This is a genomic window from Hymenobacter mucosus (genome assembly GCF_900188255.1).
Taxonomy (GTDB): domain Bacteria; phylum Bacteroidota; class Bacteroidia; order Cytophagales; family Hymenobacteraceae; genus Hymenobacter; species Hymenobacter mucosus.
This window is the reverse complement of sequence record NZ_FZNS01000001.1, coordinates 734,954-751,368: the sequence shown is the minus strand read 5'-3', so window position 1 is coordinate 751,368 and position 16,415 is coordinate 734,954. Positions and strand designations below refer to the sequence as shown.

Below are 16,415 nucleotides of genomic sequence, written 5' to 3'. Positions count from 1 at the left end.
TCACGGCTGCACTAAAACACATAATGGCCGGTCCTACATAGGGCCGGCCATTATGTGTTTTAGAAGGAGAGGAGCGCTCAGGTGCTTAAATATTAATAGCCTCATCTGTTGTGGCCGCGGCTAAGCCACCTTCGGTTTCATCATCTACCTTCTTAGCTGCCCGGACTAGACTGCTGCTGAAGATAAACTCCTTGAGCTCGGGGACCTGAGCATTCAAGATTTCATCCTTGTTGCCATCCCACAATTTCAGGCCTTTGTAGAGGAAAATGATGTGGTCCCCAATCTCGATTACGGAGTTCATGTCGTGGGTTACTACCACGGTGGTGATGTTATACTCGTGCGTAATCTCGTGAATGAGCTCGTCGATTTTGATGCTGGTAAGCGGGTCTAGGCCTGAGTTAGGCTCGTCGCAGAATAGATAGGTACAGTTGGGCGCAATAGCCCGGGCAATACCTACTCGCTTTTTCATACCACCCGAAATTTCGGAGGGCATTTTGGCGCCCGCGTTTTCCAGGCCCACCCGCTTCAGGCAAAACTCCACTCGGTCGCGGCGCTCCTCCTTGCTCATGTCCGACGTGAGCATCTTCAAGGGGAATTCCACATTTTCGTACACCGTCATGGAGTCAAACAAGGCAGAGCCCTGGAAGAGCATCCCAATCTTACGCCGGATGTCCTGCTTGATGTCCACCTTATTATTAGTGAACACCGTGCCATCAAACGTAATACTGCCAATGTCGGGCTTCATTAGCCCCACAATGCACTGCAATAGCACCGACTTACCGGTGCCGGAGCCCCCCAGCAGTAGGTTACATTTGCCGGTTTCGAAGGTGCAGTTGATGCCTTTCAGCACTTGGTTCCCATCGAACGACTTCTGAACGTTATGAACTTCAATCATCTTTTAAAGTCTTGTGTCTGCTGTCAGCGTTATTGGATGCGCCAAGACCTACGTGAAGTCGGCTTCCTTGATAGTAACTGGCAGATGCTTGTTTTGCTTACAGCAGTATGGCGGCCAAGGCGAAGTCAGCTACCAGAATGGCAATGATGGAATTGTTTACGGCCGTGGTGCTGGCTGCACCAACCTCCAGTGCACCGCCTTGGGTGAAAAACCCTTTAAACGAAGAAATGGCTGACACTAGAAACGCAAACACCACCGACTTAATCAGGGCAAACAGGATGTTGTAAGGAATAAAGTCGGTACGGATGCCTTCAATATATTCCTGCGCCGAAATAGCGCCCGTGAGTGAACCGGCTAGGTAGCCCCCAATGATGGACAGCGCCATGGCCAGAATCACGAGAAGGGGAAACATAAACATGGCCGCTATAATGCGAGGCAGCACTAGGTACGAGGCCGAGTTGATGCCCATTACTTCCAGGGCCGATACTTGCTCTGTAATGCGCATAGTGCCCAAGCCCCCCGCAATGCTAGAGCCTACTTTGCCCGCCAGTACAATACTCGTAATAGTAGGTGCCAGCTCCAGAATGGTCATCTCGCGCACCATATAGCCGATGGTACTTTTGGGGATGAGCGGGTTGGTAAGGTTGTAGGCAATCTGCACGCACGTAACAGCACCAATGAAGGCTGAAACGATGGCGACAATGAAAATGGAATCGACGCCAATGATGACGCACTCATCTACTATGCGTTTCCACAGCACGCCGAAGCGTTCCTTCCGGAAGAGCATGCTTTGAATGAAGAGTAGAAATTCGCCGAAGGATTTGACCATAAAAAGCGAAACAAGGAAAGGAAAAGCGGAAACTTGTGCCCGAATTGGTGGTCGTGGCTTTACCGCCGGGCTTATGCATTTGACGTACGTAAAAACCTATTCAGCAATCAAAGGAATGGAAAAAAAACTCGTAGTGATTACCGGCGGTACCAAGGGAATTGGCCGGGCCCTCGTCTTTCGATTTGGGGCGGCTGGGTTTCCGGTGGTTACGTGTGCCCGCTCAACTCAGGATTTGCACGACTTAGCCACCGATTTACAAGCCACGTACCCTGGTGCCGTGTTGCACACCTTTCCCGCCGACCTCAGCCAAGCCTCCGAAACCAGAGGTTTCACCGACTTTGTGCTTGGCCTAGGAGAGGTGGAGGTAGTAATTAATAATACGGGTTCGTTTATTCCTGGCCGGTTGCAAGACGAGCCTCAGGATGGCTCCCAACTGCGTCAGATGCTAGCGGTAAACTTGCTCAGTGCATATGATGTAACGCTGGCGTTGCTGCCGGGCCTCATTGGGCGGCGCGGCGGCCACATCTTCACCATTTGCTCCACCGCCAGCATTATGCCGTACCCTAACGGGGGCTCATACGGTATTGCTAAGTTTGCATTGTTGGGCCTGACCAAAAACTTGCGCGAGGAATTGAAGGAGCACAACATCCGGGTAACGGCGGTGCTGCCAGGCGCAACACTAACCGCTAGTTGGGCCGGCACCGACCTGCCCGCTGAACGCTTTGTGAAAGCCGAAGACGTAGCCGAAGCCATTTTCAGCACTTTCAGCCTTTCCCCCCATGCAGTAGTTGAGGAGTTGCTTATCCGTCCCCAATTAGGTGATTTATAAGAGCAGGTCCAACCTAGGCCCCCCACGTGCAGGAGTAGGGGATACCCTACTCCTGTGCTACTTTGCCCTTGCCGGTAATTTGCAAGCTTAGGCCATTGCTTGGGGTACCACTGTAGCGTACGGTGCCCGTGCCGGCGTGCGTACCTCCCAAAAACTGCTTGGGCGTGAAGTGCGCATTTCCATTGCTGTCGAAGTTGGTGTGGAGGTAGATATGGTTGGCTGGCAGGCCAGCCGCATACGTACTACCATTGCCCCCAATAGTCAGCACGAGGACATCCGTCTCGCCTTCCAGATGCAAATCACCTAGCTCATACTGATCCATATTTAAGTAGCGGCTAGCCAGATTCAAGTGAAAGTCGCCGGACCCAATGAGGTGAGCGAATAGGGTGTCGGCGCGGAATGTTCCTATGGTACGGACGTCTGCTTGGCCGCGCAGGAACACGTCGGTAAGGGTAGGCGTGTGGATGGTTACTTCGCGCGGTGTATCGTAGCGGCGCACCCAGTTGCAACTGCTTGTGTTGCGAATGGTAAGCTCATTTCCTTCCACAGCCAACCGAATATCGGCCTGCAAGTTTCTACCAGCTTCTACCTCTGCGTAAGTAGTCGTGTCTTGCACAATGGATACCCGTACGTTGTCGTACGCCGTAAGAGTGCGAAAGGGCAGTACTTCCCGGCGCTCCGTCACCACGCGCCCCGTACTGGTAAAGCATCCCGCTTCGCTGTCTTGCTGGCAAGCCGATAGCCACAGCATGGCTGCCACACTCGTAATTCCGACGCACAAAAGCCGCGGGAGGGCGTTACCTTGCACCCATATTTCAAACCTAGACATCACGACAGCTATGGATCTAAGCGGCAAGGTAGCCATTATCACAGGCGTCAGCAAAGGAATTGGGTATGCCACGGCGGAGGCCTTGCTAGCTCGCGGAGCCACAGTAGCAGGGTGGGGCCGCACTGCTCCCGAAGGACTTACGCATGAGCGGTTTCAGTTCTTCGACTGTGACATTCGTGACGAAATTGCCGTGCAGGAAGCCTTCATGAATACCCAGCGGGAACTCGGCGCCGAAGTGCACATCTTGGTCAATAATGCCGGCATCGGCAACTTTGGGCCGGTAGATGGCTTTTCTTCCGAAGACTGGCACGCCATGTTCGACACCAATGTGCACGGTGTTTTTTACTGCACCAAGGCGGTACTACCGCAAATGAAAAAGCAGAAGCAGGGCCATATCATCAACGTAGCTTCTCTGGCCGGCACGGCCGGCAGTGCCAACCTGGCCGGCTACTGCGCTACCAAATATGCGGTGCGTGGCTTCTCGGATGCCTTATTTAAGGAAGTGCGCCCCGATGGTGTGCGAGTGACCTGCGTAATGCCCGGCTCGGTAGAAACGAACTTCAACGGGGCTACCCCCGGCCAGGAGCCCGACCCGCACAAGATGCAACCCGAAGACATTGCCGCTGCTATTGTGCATGCCCTGGAAGCACCCCAAACGGTTATGATTTCGGAGCTGCAAATGCGGCCTACTCAGCCCAAATAAGCAGCAAGCACTTTATTAGCGCGAGCTAGGCAGTAGCGCCCCCGTGGCAACCAAAGTGCTTGCACTATCCTGCGCCAGCCACCGTTCATGGAGGTACGAAGCAGACGCTTCACTTAGTAGTATATGGTAGAAGTACAGCATTTGACAAAAACGTTTGGCCCCCAAGTGGCAGTGAACAACATCAGTTTCACGGCGGGCAAGGGCGAAATCTTAGGCTTTCTGGGTCCGAACGGGGCCGGTAAGTCCACTACCATGAAGATTGCCACGGGCTACCTGCCTCCCTCGGCCGGTACGGTAGTAGTAGATGGCTACGACGTGCAAACAGCCCCCCTGGAAGTGCGCCGTCGGGTGGGCTACTTGCCCGAGCACAACCCGCTGTATTTAGACATGTACGTGCATGAGTACCTGGAATTTATTGGCTCGGTGCACGGCCTGAAAGGAAGCCAGCGCCGCCAGCGCGTACAGCAAATGGTGGAGCGCGTGGGGCTGGGGCGAGAGCAGAACAAGCTTATTGGGGCGTTGTCGAAGGGGTACCGTCAGCGCGTGGGGCTAGCCCAGGCGCTCATCCACGACCCCGGAGTGCTTATTCTCGACGAGCCCACCACGGGCCTTGACCCAAACCAGATTGGCGAAATTCGCACCTTGATTCGGGAACTGGGCCAGGATAAGACGGTTATTTTCAGCACCCATATTCTGCCCGAAGTAGCCGCTTTATGTTCCCGCGCGGTTATCATCAACCGCGGCCAATTGGTAGCCGATTCGCCGGTAGCCGAGCTACGGGCTCGCGCCGCGGGCGAGATGGTTATCCGCGCTGAATTTGAGCAGCCTGTTGACTTAAATATTCTTGCTATGCTGCATGGGGTCAATAGTGTGGTGCTAGAAAAGGACTCCACCTACCTTATTCGTGCGGAATTTGATCAACGCGCTGCCATTTCTCGAATTGCTGCCTCCCATGGCTGGGTGCTGCTGGGGCTGCGGCAGGAAGAACAGTCGTTGGAGCAGGTGTTTCAGTCCCTGACCAAGTAGCTTCTTAACTGGTTCTTCGCTTAAGTAGGGCCGGTATGCTAGAACGCCACTGCAACTCAGTGTCAGCACCCTACTCCTTTCACTATTACCACATCTAGCTGATGTACTCTATACTTCGCAAGGAATTCAATGCCTTCTTAAGCTCACCGGTAGCCTACGTTGTTATTGGGGTGTTTCTGGTGGCTACGGGGCTGTTTGTGTGGGTATTCCCCGACAGCTCAGTGCTGGATTACGGGTATGCCGACCTGCAAACGTTGTTCAACATGGCGCCCTGGATTTTTCTGTTTCTGATTCCCGCCATCACCATGCGCACCTTTGCCGAGGAAAAGAAGGCGGGCACCATTGAACTGCTGCTTACTCGCCCGCTCACCGATGGGCAGATAATAGGAGGGAAGTATCTGGCCTGCCTGCTGCTGGCCTTGCTGGCGCTGGTGCCTACGCTGCTGTACTACTACTCGGTATACCAATTGGGTAGCCCCCAGGGAAATATCGACTCGGCGGCTACGGTAGGATCTTACTTGGGACTGGCGCTGCTGGCGGCGGTATTTGCAGCCATTGGCATCTTGGCTTCGGCCATCACGCGCGACCAGATTATTGCGTTTCTGGTGGCGGTAGTCGGCTGCTTTCTGGTGTACTCCGGCTTCGATTCGCTAGCATCGGTTTTCGACGGTACACTGGCCTACTATATCAGCCAGTTGGGCATTGCGGCCCACTACCGTGACATCAGCAAAGGCCTCATCGACTCCCGCGACCTGCTGTATTTCTTCAGCCTAGTTGCGGGCTTGCTACTGGGTACGCGCCTGGTGTTGCAGAGCCGGAACTGGTAACCCTTGGGCCGCATTCTCCTTTGTGGGTAATAGTACCCAGCCGCCCCGTGGTATGCTGCGCCCTCAATAGGCACTTCGCCGCTACTACCTGCTTTCATTACCCAGAATCTGATTTTGAATTTGCCACTGTATGGCTTCTCCTGTACCTGATACAACTACTCCGGTTACATCTCGCAAGCGCCGCGACCTGACGCGCTTTGGCGTGGCGCTGCTGGCGTTGCTCTTGCTTAATTTTCTTGGTGGGCTCTATTTCTTTCGCCTCGACCTCACGGAGGAAAAGCGCTATACCATGGCAGGGGCTACAAAGCAGCTCCTGGAAAACCTGAAGCAGCCCGTAACAGTGACGGTGTATCTGGACGGTGACTTTCCGCCCGCCTTTCGCCGTCTGCAGCAGTCGGTTCGGGAAACGCTCAATGAGATGCAAGTGTATGGCGGCTCTAACCTGCACTATGTATTCGTGGACCCTTCCGCGGCCGGTACAGAAAAGGCCCGCAATGATTATTACACTGCTCTCCTGAAAAAGGGACTGCGTCCTACCAACTTGGGCGCCAATGAGAATGGGAAGCGGGTAGAGAAAATCATTTTCCCTTGGGCTACGGTGGCGGCTGGTGGTAAAGAGCAACAGGTGCTACTGCTGCGTGGCAACCAAGCCGCCCCCTCCGATGTGCGCCTAAATCAGAGCATTGAAGGGTTAGAGTACGAACTGGCCAGCGCCATTCGCAAGCTAAACCCTGGTCGGCGCAAGCGCATTGGGGTAGTGGAGGGCCATGGTGAGCTAACCAACCTGGAAGCCGGCGACCTAATCGGCTCGCTTGGGCAGTTCTACGACGTGTTTCGGGTAAATCTGGCCCAGTCGCGCCCCCAGGATCTGAAAACGCTTAGCGCTCTTGTAGTTGCTAAACCTACCGCCGCTTATACGGAACCCGAGAAATTCAAGCTGGATCAGTTTATCACTCAAGGGGGCAATGCCTTGTTTTTTGTAGACGCCATGCGCGTGAATCTGGATAGTGCTAACCGCGGCGGCATGCTGTCCTTCCCCTTGCAACTAAACTTGGATGATCTGCTATTTAAGTACGGGGTACGGGTGAACCCCGACTTACTGCTCGATCTGAACTCCGGGGTGATTCCGCTGGTAACGGGCGCCCTCGGCGACAAGCCCAAGGTGGAGCCCATGCCCTGGCAATTTTATCCGCTCATCAACAACTTCAGCCAGCACCCCATTACCCGCAACCTCGATGCTGTGTACACCAAGTTTGTGAGCAGTATTGATACGGTAAAGGCCGCGGGTATTCGTAAGACGCCGCTTCTGTTTACCTCGCGCTACACTCGGGTGCTGCCCTCCCCGGTGCCCGTGAACCTCAACGATGCCCGCTTAGAACCCGATCAGAAGTTATACCAGCAGCAGTTCAAGCCCGTTGGCTATCTATTAGAAGGCCAATTCCGCTCCTTGTTTGCCAACCGCGCCGAGCCAGGTACTACCCGCTTCCAACCAGAAAGCTTATCTGGGGCGCGGGCATCTAAAATCTTAGTGATTTCCGATGGTGACTTCGTACGCAATGAGGTAGACGCGAAAACCAACCGGCCTTACCGCCTCGGCTTCGACCGCCTGGCCAATACCGAATTTGCCAACCGGGAGTTGGTGCTCAATTCCGTTGATTACTTACTCGATGAGTCGGGCCTCATCTCCGTACGTAGCAAGCAAGTCACCCTGCGCCCCCTCGACAAGCTCCGTGCCGTAGAGGAACGCCGCCGCTGGCAGCTCCTGAACCTAGTGCTGCCTCTGGCGCTCTTAGGTCTCTTTGGGGCCGTGCGCGCTTGGCTGCGCAAGCGGCGGTATGCTTCATTCGGGAAATAAAACTATAGCTCCCCTGATTCTGGCCAGTTAGACCAGTGTGTAGTAGGCATTACGGTTGGGTTGTAGTGCACTGGGTCGCCGGTAGCCAGCACCTTCGCTAGCTGCTGCCACGTTTCGTAGCTGCTTGGGCGGTTCTCATTCCAGTCTTGGAGAGCTTGTTGGTTGGTACGTTCCTCCTGAGCCCGAATGGTGCTTCGCAACGTCTCGAAACTCATGCCATGCAAGCCGCCAATAGGGTGGTTAAGATCGTACGCTTGCCTGATATCTTCCTCTGTCATGATTTTGGGCGAGCTTATCGTAAAATCCTTATGGTACCATTCATCGAGCACTAAAATCTTATCGAGGTGCGGGGGGATGCATGTATAGAGCTCTGCATCGGTGGCCCGTAATAAGTGCTGGTGCTCGGTGATAAGTAGTCGGCCGGCTTCTTGAATATCAATGCTGCCTGGCTCGAACTCGACCAATTCAATACCCGCTCGTGCATAGTCAGCCTTGTTATGGCTGAGTGCAACTTCTTGACCGCGAATGCTCAGGGTGGTTGCATCGTGAGTAAGCATCCCGTGCGCCGTAGCAGCTGCGTAAGACGCCTCACTGATAGGATACACGGTAGAGTTATTGACGCTGCAGCCGTTGTACTGTTCGAGGTTGATGAGGCAGTTGCCGTAGTAGAAAATTTGTAGTTCAATGCTGCCACCGCGCGGGCTATACCCTAGTATTTCTGCCGCAATAGCCCATCCGTCTTGGCTGCGGAATAAGTTCAGCCGCGTGTCTAGTAGATAGCAATAAGGATGGTTTAGCGGAATGAACCTACTATAGTATCCATCGTTGGAGTGGTCAAGCGTATGGAGTATCTCCTGGTCTGAAAGCATAGAAATAAGCACTATAAAGCTGGGCGAAAGAAATCAACGGTAAAGTAAGGATTTGGGCCGTTTCGGCTTCTTAGGGCGCTAGAAAACCCCACGCCCGTTTCCTATCTTTGTCCTCTTCCCCAAACGCCTGCCAAACCATCCGCCTATATGAAGTTCATCGTCTCGTCTTCCGCCTTGCTCAAGCAATTGCAGAGCATCAACGGCGTGGTTACGAACAACCCCGTGGTGCCCATTCTGGAGAATTTTCTCTTCGAGATTGAGGACGGCAAGCTGACGATTACGGCCTCCGACCTGGAGACCAGCATGATGACGGAGCTACCCGTGGAGGCCCGCGAAAGCGGCCGTATTGCTGCCCCCGCCCGCATCCTGCTCGACACGCTCAAGAACCTGCCTGACCAGCCCGTTACGTTTACGCTGGATGAGGAAACTTACACTATCGAAATTGCCAGCTCCAATGGCCGCTACAAGCTAGCTGGCGAAAATGCTACCGACTTCCCCCGTGTACCGGTAGTGAAGGGCTCGGCCCCGGTAGAAATGCCCTCGTCTTCTTTGTCGCGGGCTATTAACAAAACCATCTTCGCCGTTAGCACCGACGAGCTGCGCCCCGCTATGACGGGCATCTTGGTACAGCTAGCCGACAACCAGGTAACCTTCGTGGCTACCGATGGTCACCGCTTGCTGCGCTACCGTCGTTCCGACGTAGGAGCGGGCCAAACGGCAAACATCATCATTCCGCGCAAAGCGTTCAATTTGTTGAAGGGGGCTTTGCCCTCCGAGACAACTACCGTGCGGGTAGAGTTTAATAACTCCAATGCCTTCTTCTCCTTCAACCAGATGCGTCTGGTATGCCGTCTGATTGATGAGCGCTACCCCGATTACGAAAACGTGATTCCGGTATCTAACCCCAACAAGCTCATTATCAGCCGCCAAGAGTTGCTAAACTCGGTGAAGCGCATCAGCATCTACTCTAACAAGACTACTCACCAAGTACGCCTGCGGTTAGCTGGCTCGGAACTGACAGTTTCGGCCGAAGATCTGGACTTCTCGAATGAGGCAAACGAGAAGCTGGCTTGCCAATACGATGGTGAGGACATGGAAATCGGCTTCAACGCCAAATTCCTGACCGAGATGCTGAGCAACATCGATTCCGAGGAAATTACCCTGGAGCTGAGCACTCCCAACCGTGCCGGCCTGCTCATGCCTACTACCCCCGACGATAACGAGAGCATTCTGATGCTGGTAATGCCAGTGATGCTAAACAACTACGTGTAACGACGGTTTACCAGATCATTCAACTCAAAACGTCATGCTGACGAAGAAAGCACCTCGCGTGTCACGGTAATAAACTTACCTTCGGCGAGATTTTCTCTTCGTCAGCATGACGTTCTTTCTTACCTCTTTCGCATGAAAAAATCTGAAATCCGCTTCAGCATCGCCCTCGATGATCAGAAGGTGCCCGAGGCTATTAGCTGGTCGGCCACCGACGCGGGCCCTGACATTCACTTCGCTAAGGCCATTAACATTGCCCTGTGGGATCGGGACGAGCGGGGCACTATGAAGATCGACCTTTGGACTAAGGAGATGCCCGTAGACGAGATGAAGCGCTTTTACGTGGACACCATGGGCGCCATGGCCGAGAGCATTGTAACTGCTACGAATGACTCCGTAATGGCTACTAAGATGCGCGACCTGTGCCGCGTACTCATGGACCACATTGAGGAAGAGGAGCGCAATCAGAAGTAAGTGCTGCTACACCCGTGAGTAAACAAAAAAAGCCCTGCCGGATCACCGGCAGGGCTTTTCTTATATAGAGCCATATGGCCTACCGACCGTTGTTGGCGGGAGTAGTTGTGGTACGAGCGGGGGCTAAGATGGCACCGCGGCTACTAGCTGGCAGAGGATTTTGCACGGAGTTCACGAAAATAGCGTCGGCAGCTCGTGCAGCGTAGTCGCTATCATATTTTCGGAACGTAGCGCGGGAGTCGTAGTAGTTACTGTACTGGTCAGTAGACAGCACTGCTTGCAATTCCCGGTCGCGCTCTTTGCACACTGCGTCGCACTGCTGCGTAATGAGCTTCTGATTTCCAGCATTCTTCTTCTCGATAGCCGCCATCTTGGCTACTTTATCCTCATTGATGGCGCGCAAACGAGTAGCTTGGTAGCCATTGAGACGCAGCTCACGAGCCATTTGGTCGGAGAGGCGTTTTGCGCGCTCCTGCACCGGGTTGAGGCGTGGGGAAGGCTGGGTCTTATCTTGGGGCTGTACTAGGGAAGGTTTCTGCTGGGCCTGAACGCCGAGGGTGGCGGTAAGCAGCAGGGCAGCAGTGGCAAGTTGCTTTCTCATCGGTATCTAAGGCGTTGAGCTTCTAAAAAAGAAAAGCGGCAGATGAAGTTCGGAGTAAAAAAGCCGAGCTAGGTAGTGCCGCTGTCTTGTATGCCTAACGAAAAATTATGCCAACGAGTTTAGTCCAGTTAAAAAACCTGCTGCCTCGTTCTCTGGGTTTTAGCCAGCTGGTTTCCTATTACGGCCGAGGTAGACGGTAGCTCGCACTTCCCAGATAGCCAGTTCGTGCCGGCAATCTGGGGCTTAATGCGTACGGGTTAGAACCGGTTTTTCCACATCATGGACTCCACGGGCTTGTCTGTACGCTCGTTGTACTTGGCGTTGGTTTTGCGGTTGTAAAACGTTTCTACATCCCCTTGCACAGCAAAATAAATAAGCTGGCCTACCGGCATGAGATGGTACACCCGCACCGGCATCGACACACTAATTTCCAGGGTCCAGGTGTTGCAAAAGCCAATGTCGCCCTTGCCCGCAGTAGCGTGAATATCGATGCCAAGGCGGCCAACACTGCTCTTCCCTTCCAGGAAGGGGACGTGGGCGTGGCTCTCGGTGTACTCCTCCGTCACGCCCAAGTACAACGTGCCAGGTTGCAATACAAAGCCCTCCGCAGGGATTTCGAATACGTCGATTTCGTTGTGCTTACGCGCGTCCAGCACGGCGTCGCGGTAGGTAGCCAGGTAGCGACCTAGGTGCACATCGTAGGAGTTGGTGCCAAGGCAGGTTCGGTCGTAGGGCTCAATGATGATGTTGCCCCGCTCAATTTCGGCGAGAATCTGCTGGTCGGTGAGAATCATGTGAGAGAATAAAGTGTAAGCGTCAAAAATCTGGGCGGCTCGGCGGCGTACAAGAGGCCTACTACTAAGCAGACGGTGTAGCAACTGGGCTCCACTAGATTTTAGGTGGTTTCTTCTTCGTCCTCGTACCGGTCTTCGGGGAGGGCAGTCCGGGTGCGAGTGCGCTTTTTAGCTAGTGCCTGGTCCTGCTCCTCTGCCAGACTGTCGATACGGGTGCGCAGATCGGGCAGAACGCTTGTGATGATGTACAGCATTAGTAGGAAGGAGCCGCCTGTCAGCATAAGCGTGAGGTAGTCCATCCAATCGTGGCGCGGAGCCACGTCCAGGGAACGGGGGCCGGTGTAACCGATGGCCGTTTCGGTAGGCAAGGATACTTCGGGCTCAGGCTGCAGGTCTTCCGTGGATGCGGGGGTGCGGGGAACAGCACTAGCGGGCAATTCCCCATCTACGGCGGGCGGAACGGTAGCACCATCGGCGGCTAATTCTTCCGGAGCGGGGTCCTGAGAGGCATTGAACTGAGCAGCGGCTTGCTTAATGGCGCGCTGCAAGCTTCGAATGATGGATATCCGTTCATCGCGCGGTAGCACCCGAATGAAAAACTCGAAGTTCTTATCAACCAGAATGGTGTTCAGCTGCTTCTCGAACTCAACTAAATCGGTGCGACCCTGCCCAAAGCGGCTCTTGAACCGTTCAGACACGCTGTTGTAGTTCTGAAAGAGCTTTTCCAGGTCAGGACGTCCAGGGAAGTTATCGAACTCGCGGCGGGCTTTGGTTGTGCGCAAGGAAGAAGGAAACTTGCCGCGAGCAAAGGACTTATCGTACACCGTTTCCATGGTGCGAAAGTTCAGCTCATCCACGGTCCGGTCGAAGAGGCGCTTGTTGGCGGCCGCGGGTGTTTCAGTCTGACTACGGAGTTGGCCGGGAATCACAAGCCAAACCAGCAAAAACAACGGGAACAGCTGACGAAATCGGAACATAAGGCTACGCAGGTTTGCCGCAAAGGTAAGCGCTTCCCCATGCGGTTTGGCGGCCCGCGCAAGAAAACCGCAGTAGTCAAGCGCAGAAAAGACCTTCCCGTGCTGAAACACTCGTCGGACTACCGGCGGGTATCGGCACAAGAAGGTCTTCTACGGAGCGTTGGCGCGTAGCCGGACGGACTTACAGGCCGTGCGCTTCCAGTAATGATTCGCGGCAGGCCGTGAGATAGGTCTCTACTAGCTCATCCGTAATGGCAGTGCTCACGAACAGCGCTTCATACTGTGCTGGCGCTAAGTAGATACCCCGGTGCAGCATGGCCCGGAAGTAGCGCCCAAAAGCCTCAGTATCCGAAGCCTTTGCCGACTCCAGATCCGTGACGGGCTGATCGGTAAAGAACAGGCTGAACATGGAGCCTACCTGGTTTACCGTGTAGTTTAAGCCCAGCTCGGCCGCAATGTTGCGGGTGCCATCCGCAATACGGGTCGTGATGCGGTTAAGCTCGTCGTAGAGTTCAGGGTGCTCATTGAGGTAGGTAAGCTGGGCGATGCCCGCGGCCGTAGCAATAGGGTTGCCGGACAAAGTGCCGGCCTGATACACCTTGCCTGCTGGCGCTACCTGGTCCATGATGTCGCGGCGGCCACCGTAGGCACCCACTGGCATGCCACCCCCAATGATTTTACCTAAGGTCGTGAGGTCGGGCTTGATGCCGTAGAGCTCCTGAGCGCCACCGCGGGCCAAACGGAAGCCCGTCATCACCTCGTCAAAAATCAGCACGATGCCGTGTTTGGTGCATAAGTCGCGTAGGCCTTGTAAGTAGCCTTCCTGCGGCGCTACAAGCCCCATATTGCCAACTACCGGCTCCAGAATGAGGGCCGCTACCTGGTTGGGGTTAGCCGCAATGATTTCTTCTACTGCCGCCAAGTTATTGTAGGGTACCGTGAGCGTATCTTGCGCTACACCCTGGGTCACGCCCGGCGAATCGGGGGCGCCGAGGGTAAGGGCACCCGAGCCAGCCGCAATCAGGAAGGAGTCGCCGTGGCCATGGTAGCAGCCCTCAAACTTGATGATTTTGTTGCGGCCCGTGTAGCCTCGCGCTACCCGAATGGCTGACATGGTAGCCTCCGTACCCGAATTCACGAGGCGCACCTTCTCAATACTGGGCACCATTTGCTTGATCAGCTCGGCCATTTCTACCTCGCGGCGAGTGGGCGCACCAAACGACAGGGAACCTTGTACGGCTTGCTGCACGGCATCTAGTACCAGATCAGGGGCGTGCCCTAAGATCATGGGCCCCCAAGAGTTGATGAAGTCCAAGTATTGGTTGCCATCCACGTCGGTCAGCCAAGCACCCTTAGCCGACTGCATAAAAACCGGGTGACCACCCACCGCCCGGAAAGCGCGCACCGGTGAGTTTACGCCGCCCGGAATATGCTCCTTAGCGCGCGTGAACAAGGTGTCGCTAGTGGTGAGGGTAAGGTTGGGGGTGTCAGTAGTTGAAGAAGACATAAGAAAAAGGGAGAAGTCGAAGCGGCATACTCGCCTCGCAAACAGCATGAAATGATAGCGCGGGGGCCGGCTGAGCTGATGCCCAGCCTTTATAGTACAACCTAGCGAATGCCTACGGGGTTCAGTACTTCCACCTCTAAGCGCTCAAGTTTTGTAATGGGCACGTACTGGTTATCGTGCGCACCTCCGGGGTAGCCAATGCCCTGAAATACTGACCCCGACACCGGGCCACCAGTAGCCAGCGCCTGCTGAAAGGCCGGGCCGTTTTGGTGGAGTTGGTTGCCGAAGTAATACAGCAGCTCGAAGCCAGTGAAGGCAAAGACGGACGGTGGTAAGTTCTGGCGCTGGGTGTAGAGCTGGCGGAAGCGGCGCACCCCCTCAGATGTTTTGTCTGTAAATTTGGGGTGCACAAAGTACACGCTGCGGGCATTAAGTTGGCCTAAGCTCACGCGGTTGTTTTCAAGCCAGGAAGCGTAGGTGATAAGAGGGGGGCGCGGGGTTTGGGTTTGTAGCAAGCCCAATGTATAGGGACCAGCCTTCTTCCCATTGGATGCTACCACAAGGTGCCCAATCGTTTTGAGGTCAACTCCAGCAAAGCCCGCGGCTAAGGATTCTTCCACATCGGAGTTGATACGCCGCAACTGTACTACTTGGCCCCCTAGGGCTTCGTACGTCTGCTTATATGCCTGCCCGAAAGCGGCTTCGTCCTTGTTATCCTCGTAGAGTACCAGAGCTGTGCGAGGGCCGCCTAAACGTGTAAAAGCAAACTGAGCAGCCTGCCGGGCTTGCGTGGCCGCACTGGGCTCGAAGAGGTAGTGCCAGGGGTTGTCCAACACCAGCGCACCGTCTTCAGAAAGGGGGTTTACTACCACAATCTGCTTCTGCTGAGCGTAGCGCGCTAGAATTTTGCTGCCCGATTTGTATACCGGCCCAATTATCAAGTCCATACCTGCCAGCTCGGGCAGGGCAAGCACCTGCTTGAGCTGCAGCGTATCGGCGCCTGTATCGTAGGCAAATAGCTGTACTGGGCGGCCTTCCCGCTGCAGTGAATCCTGGGCAATGCGCAGGCCGGCGTACAGGTCGGTCACAAACTGGTTTTTGCGGCGTGTTTCCCAGCTGGGGTCACCAAACTCAAAGGGTAGGAGCACGCCAATATTATACGTGCTCTTCTTTTGGGCTCGGGGGCGGGGCGTGTAGCGGGCACGGTCCAACGAAAACTGGGCAATAAGTTGGTCGAGCTGGGTCCGGTCGTCGTCGGTGTACCACCCACCGTTGGCTAGCTTATCGGCGTAGGCACGGCCGAGGGCGGCCTCCTGAGGGTAGGTTTTGAGTAGGCTCAGGTAGGTAGCCTTATCTTTTATCCGCGGGAGATACACCGCCTTCATGTTCTCTCGCTCCGTGGCGAGGCGGTCTGAAGGTAGCTGCGCAAGTACGCGCAAGGCATTGTCGAAGTCGCCCTGCTCAAACGAAACTTGTCCTTGCAGGAAAAACGCCTCGGGCAGATTAGACCACTGTGGGTACTGATTGCGAAGCAGGTTAAGCATCTGCTCAGCCTCGGCCCATTTCTGCGCCCGGCTGGCCGCTACCGCGTAGAGGTAAGCAGCCTCCGGAGCTCGCCCAAACTGCGCGTTGGCTGCCACCGGCTCCAGCTCTTGCATGGCCAAGTCGTAGCGCGCCTGGTCGATAAGCGTTTTTCCGTTCTTGTAGCGTATGTTGGGGTCTGCCGAGCCCATGTTGGTGGGGAGGGGAGGGCCTACCGGCTTGGCGGCCGTAGCAGCTGGCCGGGCCGATGGCGTAACAGCGGGCTTCGTAGTAGTAGCCGAGGTAGGGGTGGGCTTGGCAGCCCTTGTGGCGGCTGATTTGGTAGTCGTTGGGGTTGCCTTGCCCTTGCTCGCTGCCGACGTAGTAGCGGGCTGGGCCTTGGCAGGAGTAGTAGCTTTTGTGCCCGCTGCCGGTTTGGTAGAGGTGGTCGGCGGGGTAGTGGCGGGCTTTTTGGCAGCTGGCTGTTGGGCATGGGCCGTCAACGTCAGAACGAAGCCAGCGCAGCAAGCAGCAAGCCGGAGGGCAGGTAGATACCTCATAGCAGAGGGGCCAGGGAAGAGGTGGCGGGAGAAACAGATGGGGCGCAACA

16 protein-coding genes are annotated in these 16,415 nt (G+C 55.2%); 7 read left to right on the top strand and 9 right to left on the bottom strand.

From position 1 onward, the window contains the following. Positions 1–85: 85 nt before the first annotated feature. The gene (locus CHB83_RS03175) at positions 86–895 is read right to left on the bottom strand and encodes an ABC transporter ATP-binding protein (protein WP_089331621.1); all 810 of its coding nucleotides are present in this window, start codon (positions 893–895) and stop codon (positions 86–88) included. 97 nt (positions 896–992) lie between these two features. Further along, positions 993–1,724: an MlaE family ABC transporter permease gene (locus CHB83_RS03170; RefSeq protein WP_089331620.1), complete on the bottom strand. Its 732-nt coding sequence runs from the start codon at positions 1,722–1,724 to the stop codon at positions 993–995. Between the two features lie 115 nt (positions 1,725–1,839). On the opposite strand from CHB83_RS03170, the gene CHB83_RS03165 reads away from it, so the two are divergent. Continuing rightward, positions 1,840–2,553 carry an SDR family oxidoreductase gene (locus CHB83_RS03165; protein ID WP_045686922.1) on the top strand — a complete coding sequence of 238 codons (714 nt, stop codon included), beginning with the start codon at positions 1,840–1,842 and terminating at the stop codon, positions 2,551–2,553. A 46-nt stretch (positions 2,554–2,599) separates the two neighbouring features. Here the strand turns inward: CHB83_RS03165 and CHB83_RS03160 are convergent, their stop codons facing one another. After that, on the bottom strand, positions 2,600–3,304 hold the full coding sequence (locus tag CHB83_RS03160; protein ID WP_245855278.1) for a GIN domain-containing protein: 705 nt from the start codon (positions 3,302–3,304) through the stop codon (positions 2,600–2,602). Between the two features lie 88 nt (positions 3,305–3,392). On the opposite strand from CHB83_RS03160, the gene CHB83_RS03155 reads away from it, so the two are divergent. The 4 genes from CHB83_RS03155 (at position 3,393) to gldG (ending at position 7,793) form a co-directional block, all read left to right on the top strand. Further along, positions 3,393–4,085 carry an SDR family oxidoreductase gene (locus CHB83_RS03155; RefSeq protein ID WP_045686923.1) on the top strand — a complete coding sequence of 231 codons (693 nt, stop codon included), beginning with the start codon at positions 3,393–3,395 and terminating at the stop codon, positions 4,083–4,085. A gap of 123 nt (positions 4,086–4,208) precedes the next feature. After that, a complete protein-coding gene (gldA, locus tag CHB83_RS03150) occupies positions 4,209–5,111 on the top strand; it encodes a gliding motility-associated ABC transporter ATP-binding subunit GldA (RefSeq protein WP_089331618.1) in 903 nt (300 codons plus the stop codon). A gap of 101 nt (positions 5,112–5,212) precedes the next feature. Then, the gene (gene gldF, locus CHB83_RS03145; protein WP_045686905.1) at positions 5,213–5,938 is read left to right on the top strand and encodes a gliding motility-associated ABC transporter permease subunit GldF; all 726 of its coding nucleotides are present in this window, start codon (positions 5,213–5,215) and stop codon (positions 5,936–5,938) included. Between the two features lie 130 nt (positions 5,939–6,068). Further along, positions 6,069–7,793 (top strand): gliding motility-associated ABC transporter substrate-binding protein GldG, encoded by a 1,725-nt coding sequence (gene gldG / locus CHB83_RS03140; protein WP_089331617.1) that lies wholly within the window; start codon positions 6,069–6,071, stop codon positions 7,791–7,793. 2 nt (positions 7,794–7,795) lie between these two features. On the opposite strand, the gene CHB83_RS03135 is transcribed toward gldG, so the two are convergent. Further along, complete coding sequence (locus CHB83_RS03135; protein WP_045686907.1) at positions 7,796–8,662, bottom strand: DUF7003 family protein; 867 nt, start codon at positions 8,660–8,662, stop codon at positions 7,796–7,798. 147 nt (positions 8,663–8,809) lie between these two features. Between CHB83_RS03135 and dnaN the strand changes: the two genes are divergently transcribed. Together dnaN and gldC are read left to right on the top strand one after the other, a co-directional pair. Further along, complete coding sequence (gene dnaN / locus CHB83_RS03130) at positions 8,810–9,934, top strand: DNA polymerase III subunit beta (RefSeq protein ID WP_045686908.1); 1,125 nt, start codon at positions 8,810–8,812, stop codon at positions 9,932–9,934. A 132-nt stretch (positions 9,935–10,066) separates the two neighbouring features. Next, positions 10,067–10,405, top strand: a complete 339-nt coding sequence (gene gldC, locus CHB83_RS03125; RefSeq protein WP_045686909.1) for a gliding motility protein GldC — start codon at positions 10,067–10,069, stop codon at positions 10,403–10,405. 79 nt (positions 10,406–10,484) lie between these two features. Here gldC and CHB83_RS03120 read toward each other — a convergent pair whose 3' ends face one another. From CHB83_RS03120 to CHB83_RS03100, 5 genes are all read right to left on the bottom strand, one after another. Beyond that, positions 10,485–11,006, bottom strand: coding sequence for a hypothetical protein (locus CHB83_RS03120; RefSeq protein ID WP_052694872.1), 522 nt, complete (start codon positions 11,004–11,006; stop codon positions 10,485–10,487). A gap of 257 nt (positions 11,007–11,263) precedes the next feature. Beyond that, a complete protein-coding gene (gene dcd / locus CHB83_RS03115; RefSeq protein WP_045686910.1) occupies positions 11,264–11,800 on the bottom strand; it encodes a dCTP deaminase in 537 nt (178 codons plus the stop codon). A 101-nt stretch (positions 11,801–11,901) separates the two neighbouring features. Continuing rightward, positions 11,902–12,777 carry a hypothetical protein gene (locus CHB83_RS03110; RefSeq protein ID WP_143436977.1) on the bottom strand — a complete coding sequence of 292 codons (876 nt, stop codon included), beginning with the start codon at positions 12,775–12,777 and terminating at the stop codon, positions 11,902–11,904. Between the two features lie 181 nt (positions 12,778–12,958). After that, positions 12,959–14,284, bottom strand: coding sequence for a glutamate-1-semialdehyde 2,1-aminomutase (gene hemL, locus CHB83_RS03105; RefSeq protein ID WP_045686912.1), 1,326 nt, complete (start codon positions 14,282–14,284; stop codon positions 12,959–12,961). A 101-nt stretch (positions 14,285–14,385) separates the two neighbouring features. Then, positions 14,386–16,365 (bottom strand): ABC transporter substrate-binding protein, encoded by a 1,980-nt coding sequence (locus CHB83_RS03100; protein ID WP_089331615.1) that lies wholly within the window; start codon positions 16,363–16,365, stop codon positions 14,386–14,388. Positions 16,366–16,415: the final 50 nt, after the last annotated feature.

Coding starts and splice junctions, on each gene's coding strand:
- CHB83_RS03175 (WP_089331621.1), bottom strand. CDS start 895: ATGATTGAAGTTCATAACGTTCAGAAGTCGTTCGATGGGAACCAAGTG.
- CHB83_RS03170 (WP_089331620.1), bottom strand. CDS start 1,724: ATGGTCAAATCCTTCGGCGAATTTCTACTCTTCATTCAAAGCATGCTC.
- CHB83_RS03165 (WP_045686922.1), top strand. CDS start 1,840: ATGGAAAAAAAACTCGTAGTGATTACCGGCGGTACCAAGGGAATTGGC.
- CHB83_RS03160 (WP_245855278.1), bottom strand. CDS start 3,304: ATGCTGTGGCTATCGGCTTGCCAGCAAGACAGCGAAGCGGGATGCTTT.
- CHB83_RS03155 (WP_045686923.1), top strand. CDS start 3,393: ATGGATCTAAGCGGCAAGGTAGCCATTATCACAGGCGTCAGCAAAGGA.
- gldA (WP_089331618.1), top strand. CDS start 4,209: ATGGTAGAAGTACAGCATTTGACAAAAACGTTTGGCCCCCAAGTGGCA.
- gldF (WP_045686905.1), top strand. CDS start 5,213: ATGTACTCTATACTTCGCAAGGAATTCAATGCCTTCTTAAGCTCACCG.
- gldG (WP_089331617.1), top strand. CDS start 6,069: ATGGCTTCTCCTGTACCTGATACAACTACTCCGGTTACATCTCGCAAG.
- CHB83_RS03135 (WP_045686907.1), bottom strand. CDS start 8,662: ATGCTTTCAGACCAGGAGATACTCCATACGCTTGACCACTCCAACGAT.
- dnaN (WP_045686908.1), top strand. CDS start 8,810: ATGAAGTTCATCGTCTCGTCTTCCGCCTTGCTCAAGCAATTGCAGAGC.
- gldC (WP_045686909.1), top strand. CDS start 10,067: ATGAAAAAATCTGAAATCCGCTTCAGCATCGCCCTCGATGATCAGAAG.
- CHB83_RS03120 (WP_052694872.1), bottom strand. CDS start 11,006: ATGAGAAAGCAACTTGCCACTGCTGCCCTGCTGCTTACCGCCACCCTC.
- dcd (WP_045686910.1), bottom strand. CDS start 11,800: ATGATTCTCACCGACCAGCAGATTCTCGCCGAAATTGAGCGGGGCAAC.
- CHB83_RS03110 (WP_143436977.1), bottom strand. CDS start 12,777: ATGTTCCGATTTCGTCAGCTGTTCCCGTTGTTTTTGCTGGTTTGGCTT.
- hemL (WP_045686912.1), bottom strand. CDS start 14,284: ATGTCTTCTTCAACTACTGACACCCCCAACCTTACCCTCACCACTAGC.
- CHB83_RS03100 (WP_089331615.1), bottom strand. CDS start 16,365: ATGAGGTATCTACCTGCCCTCCGGCTTGCTGCTTGCTGCGCTGGCTTC.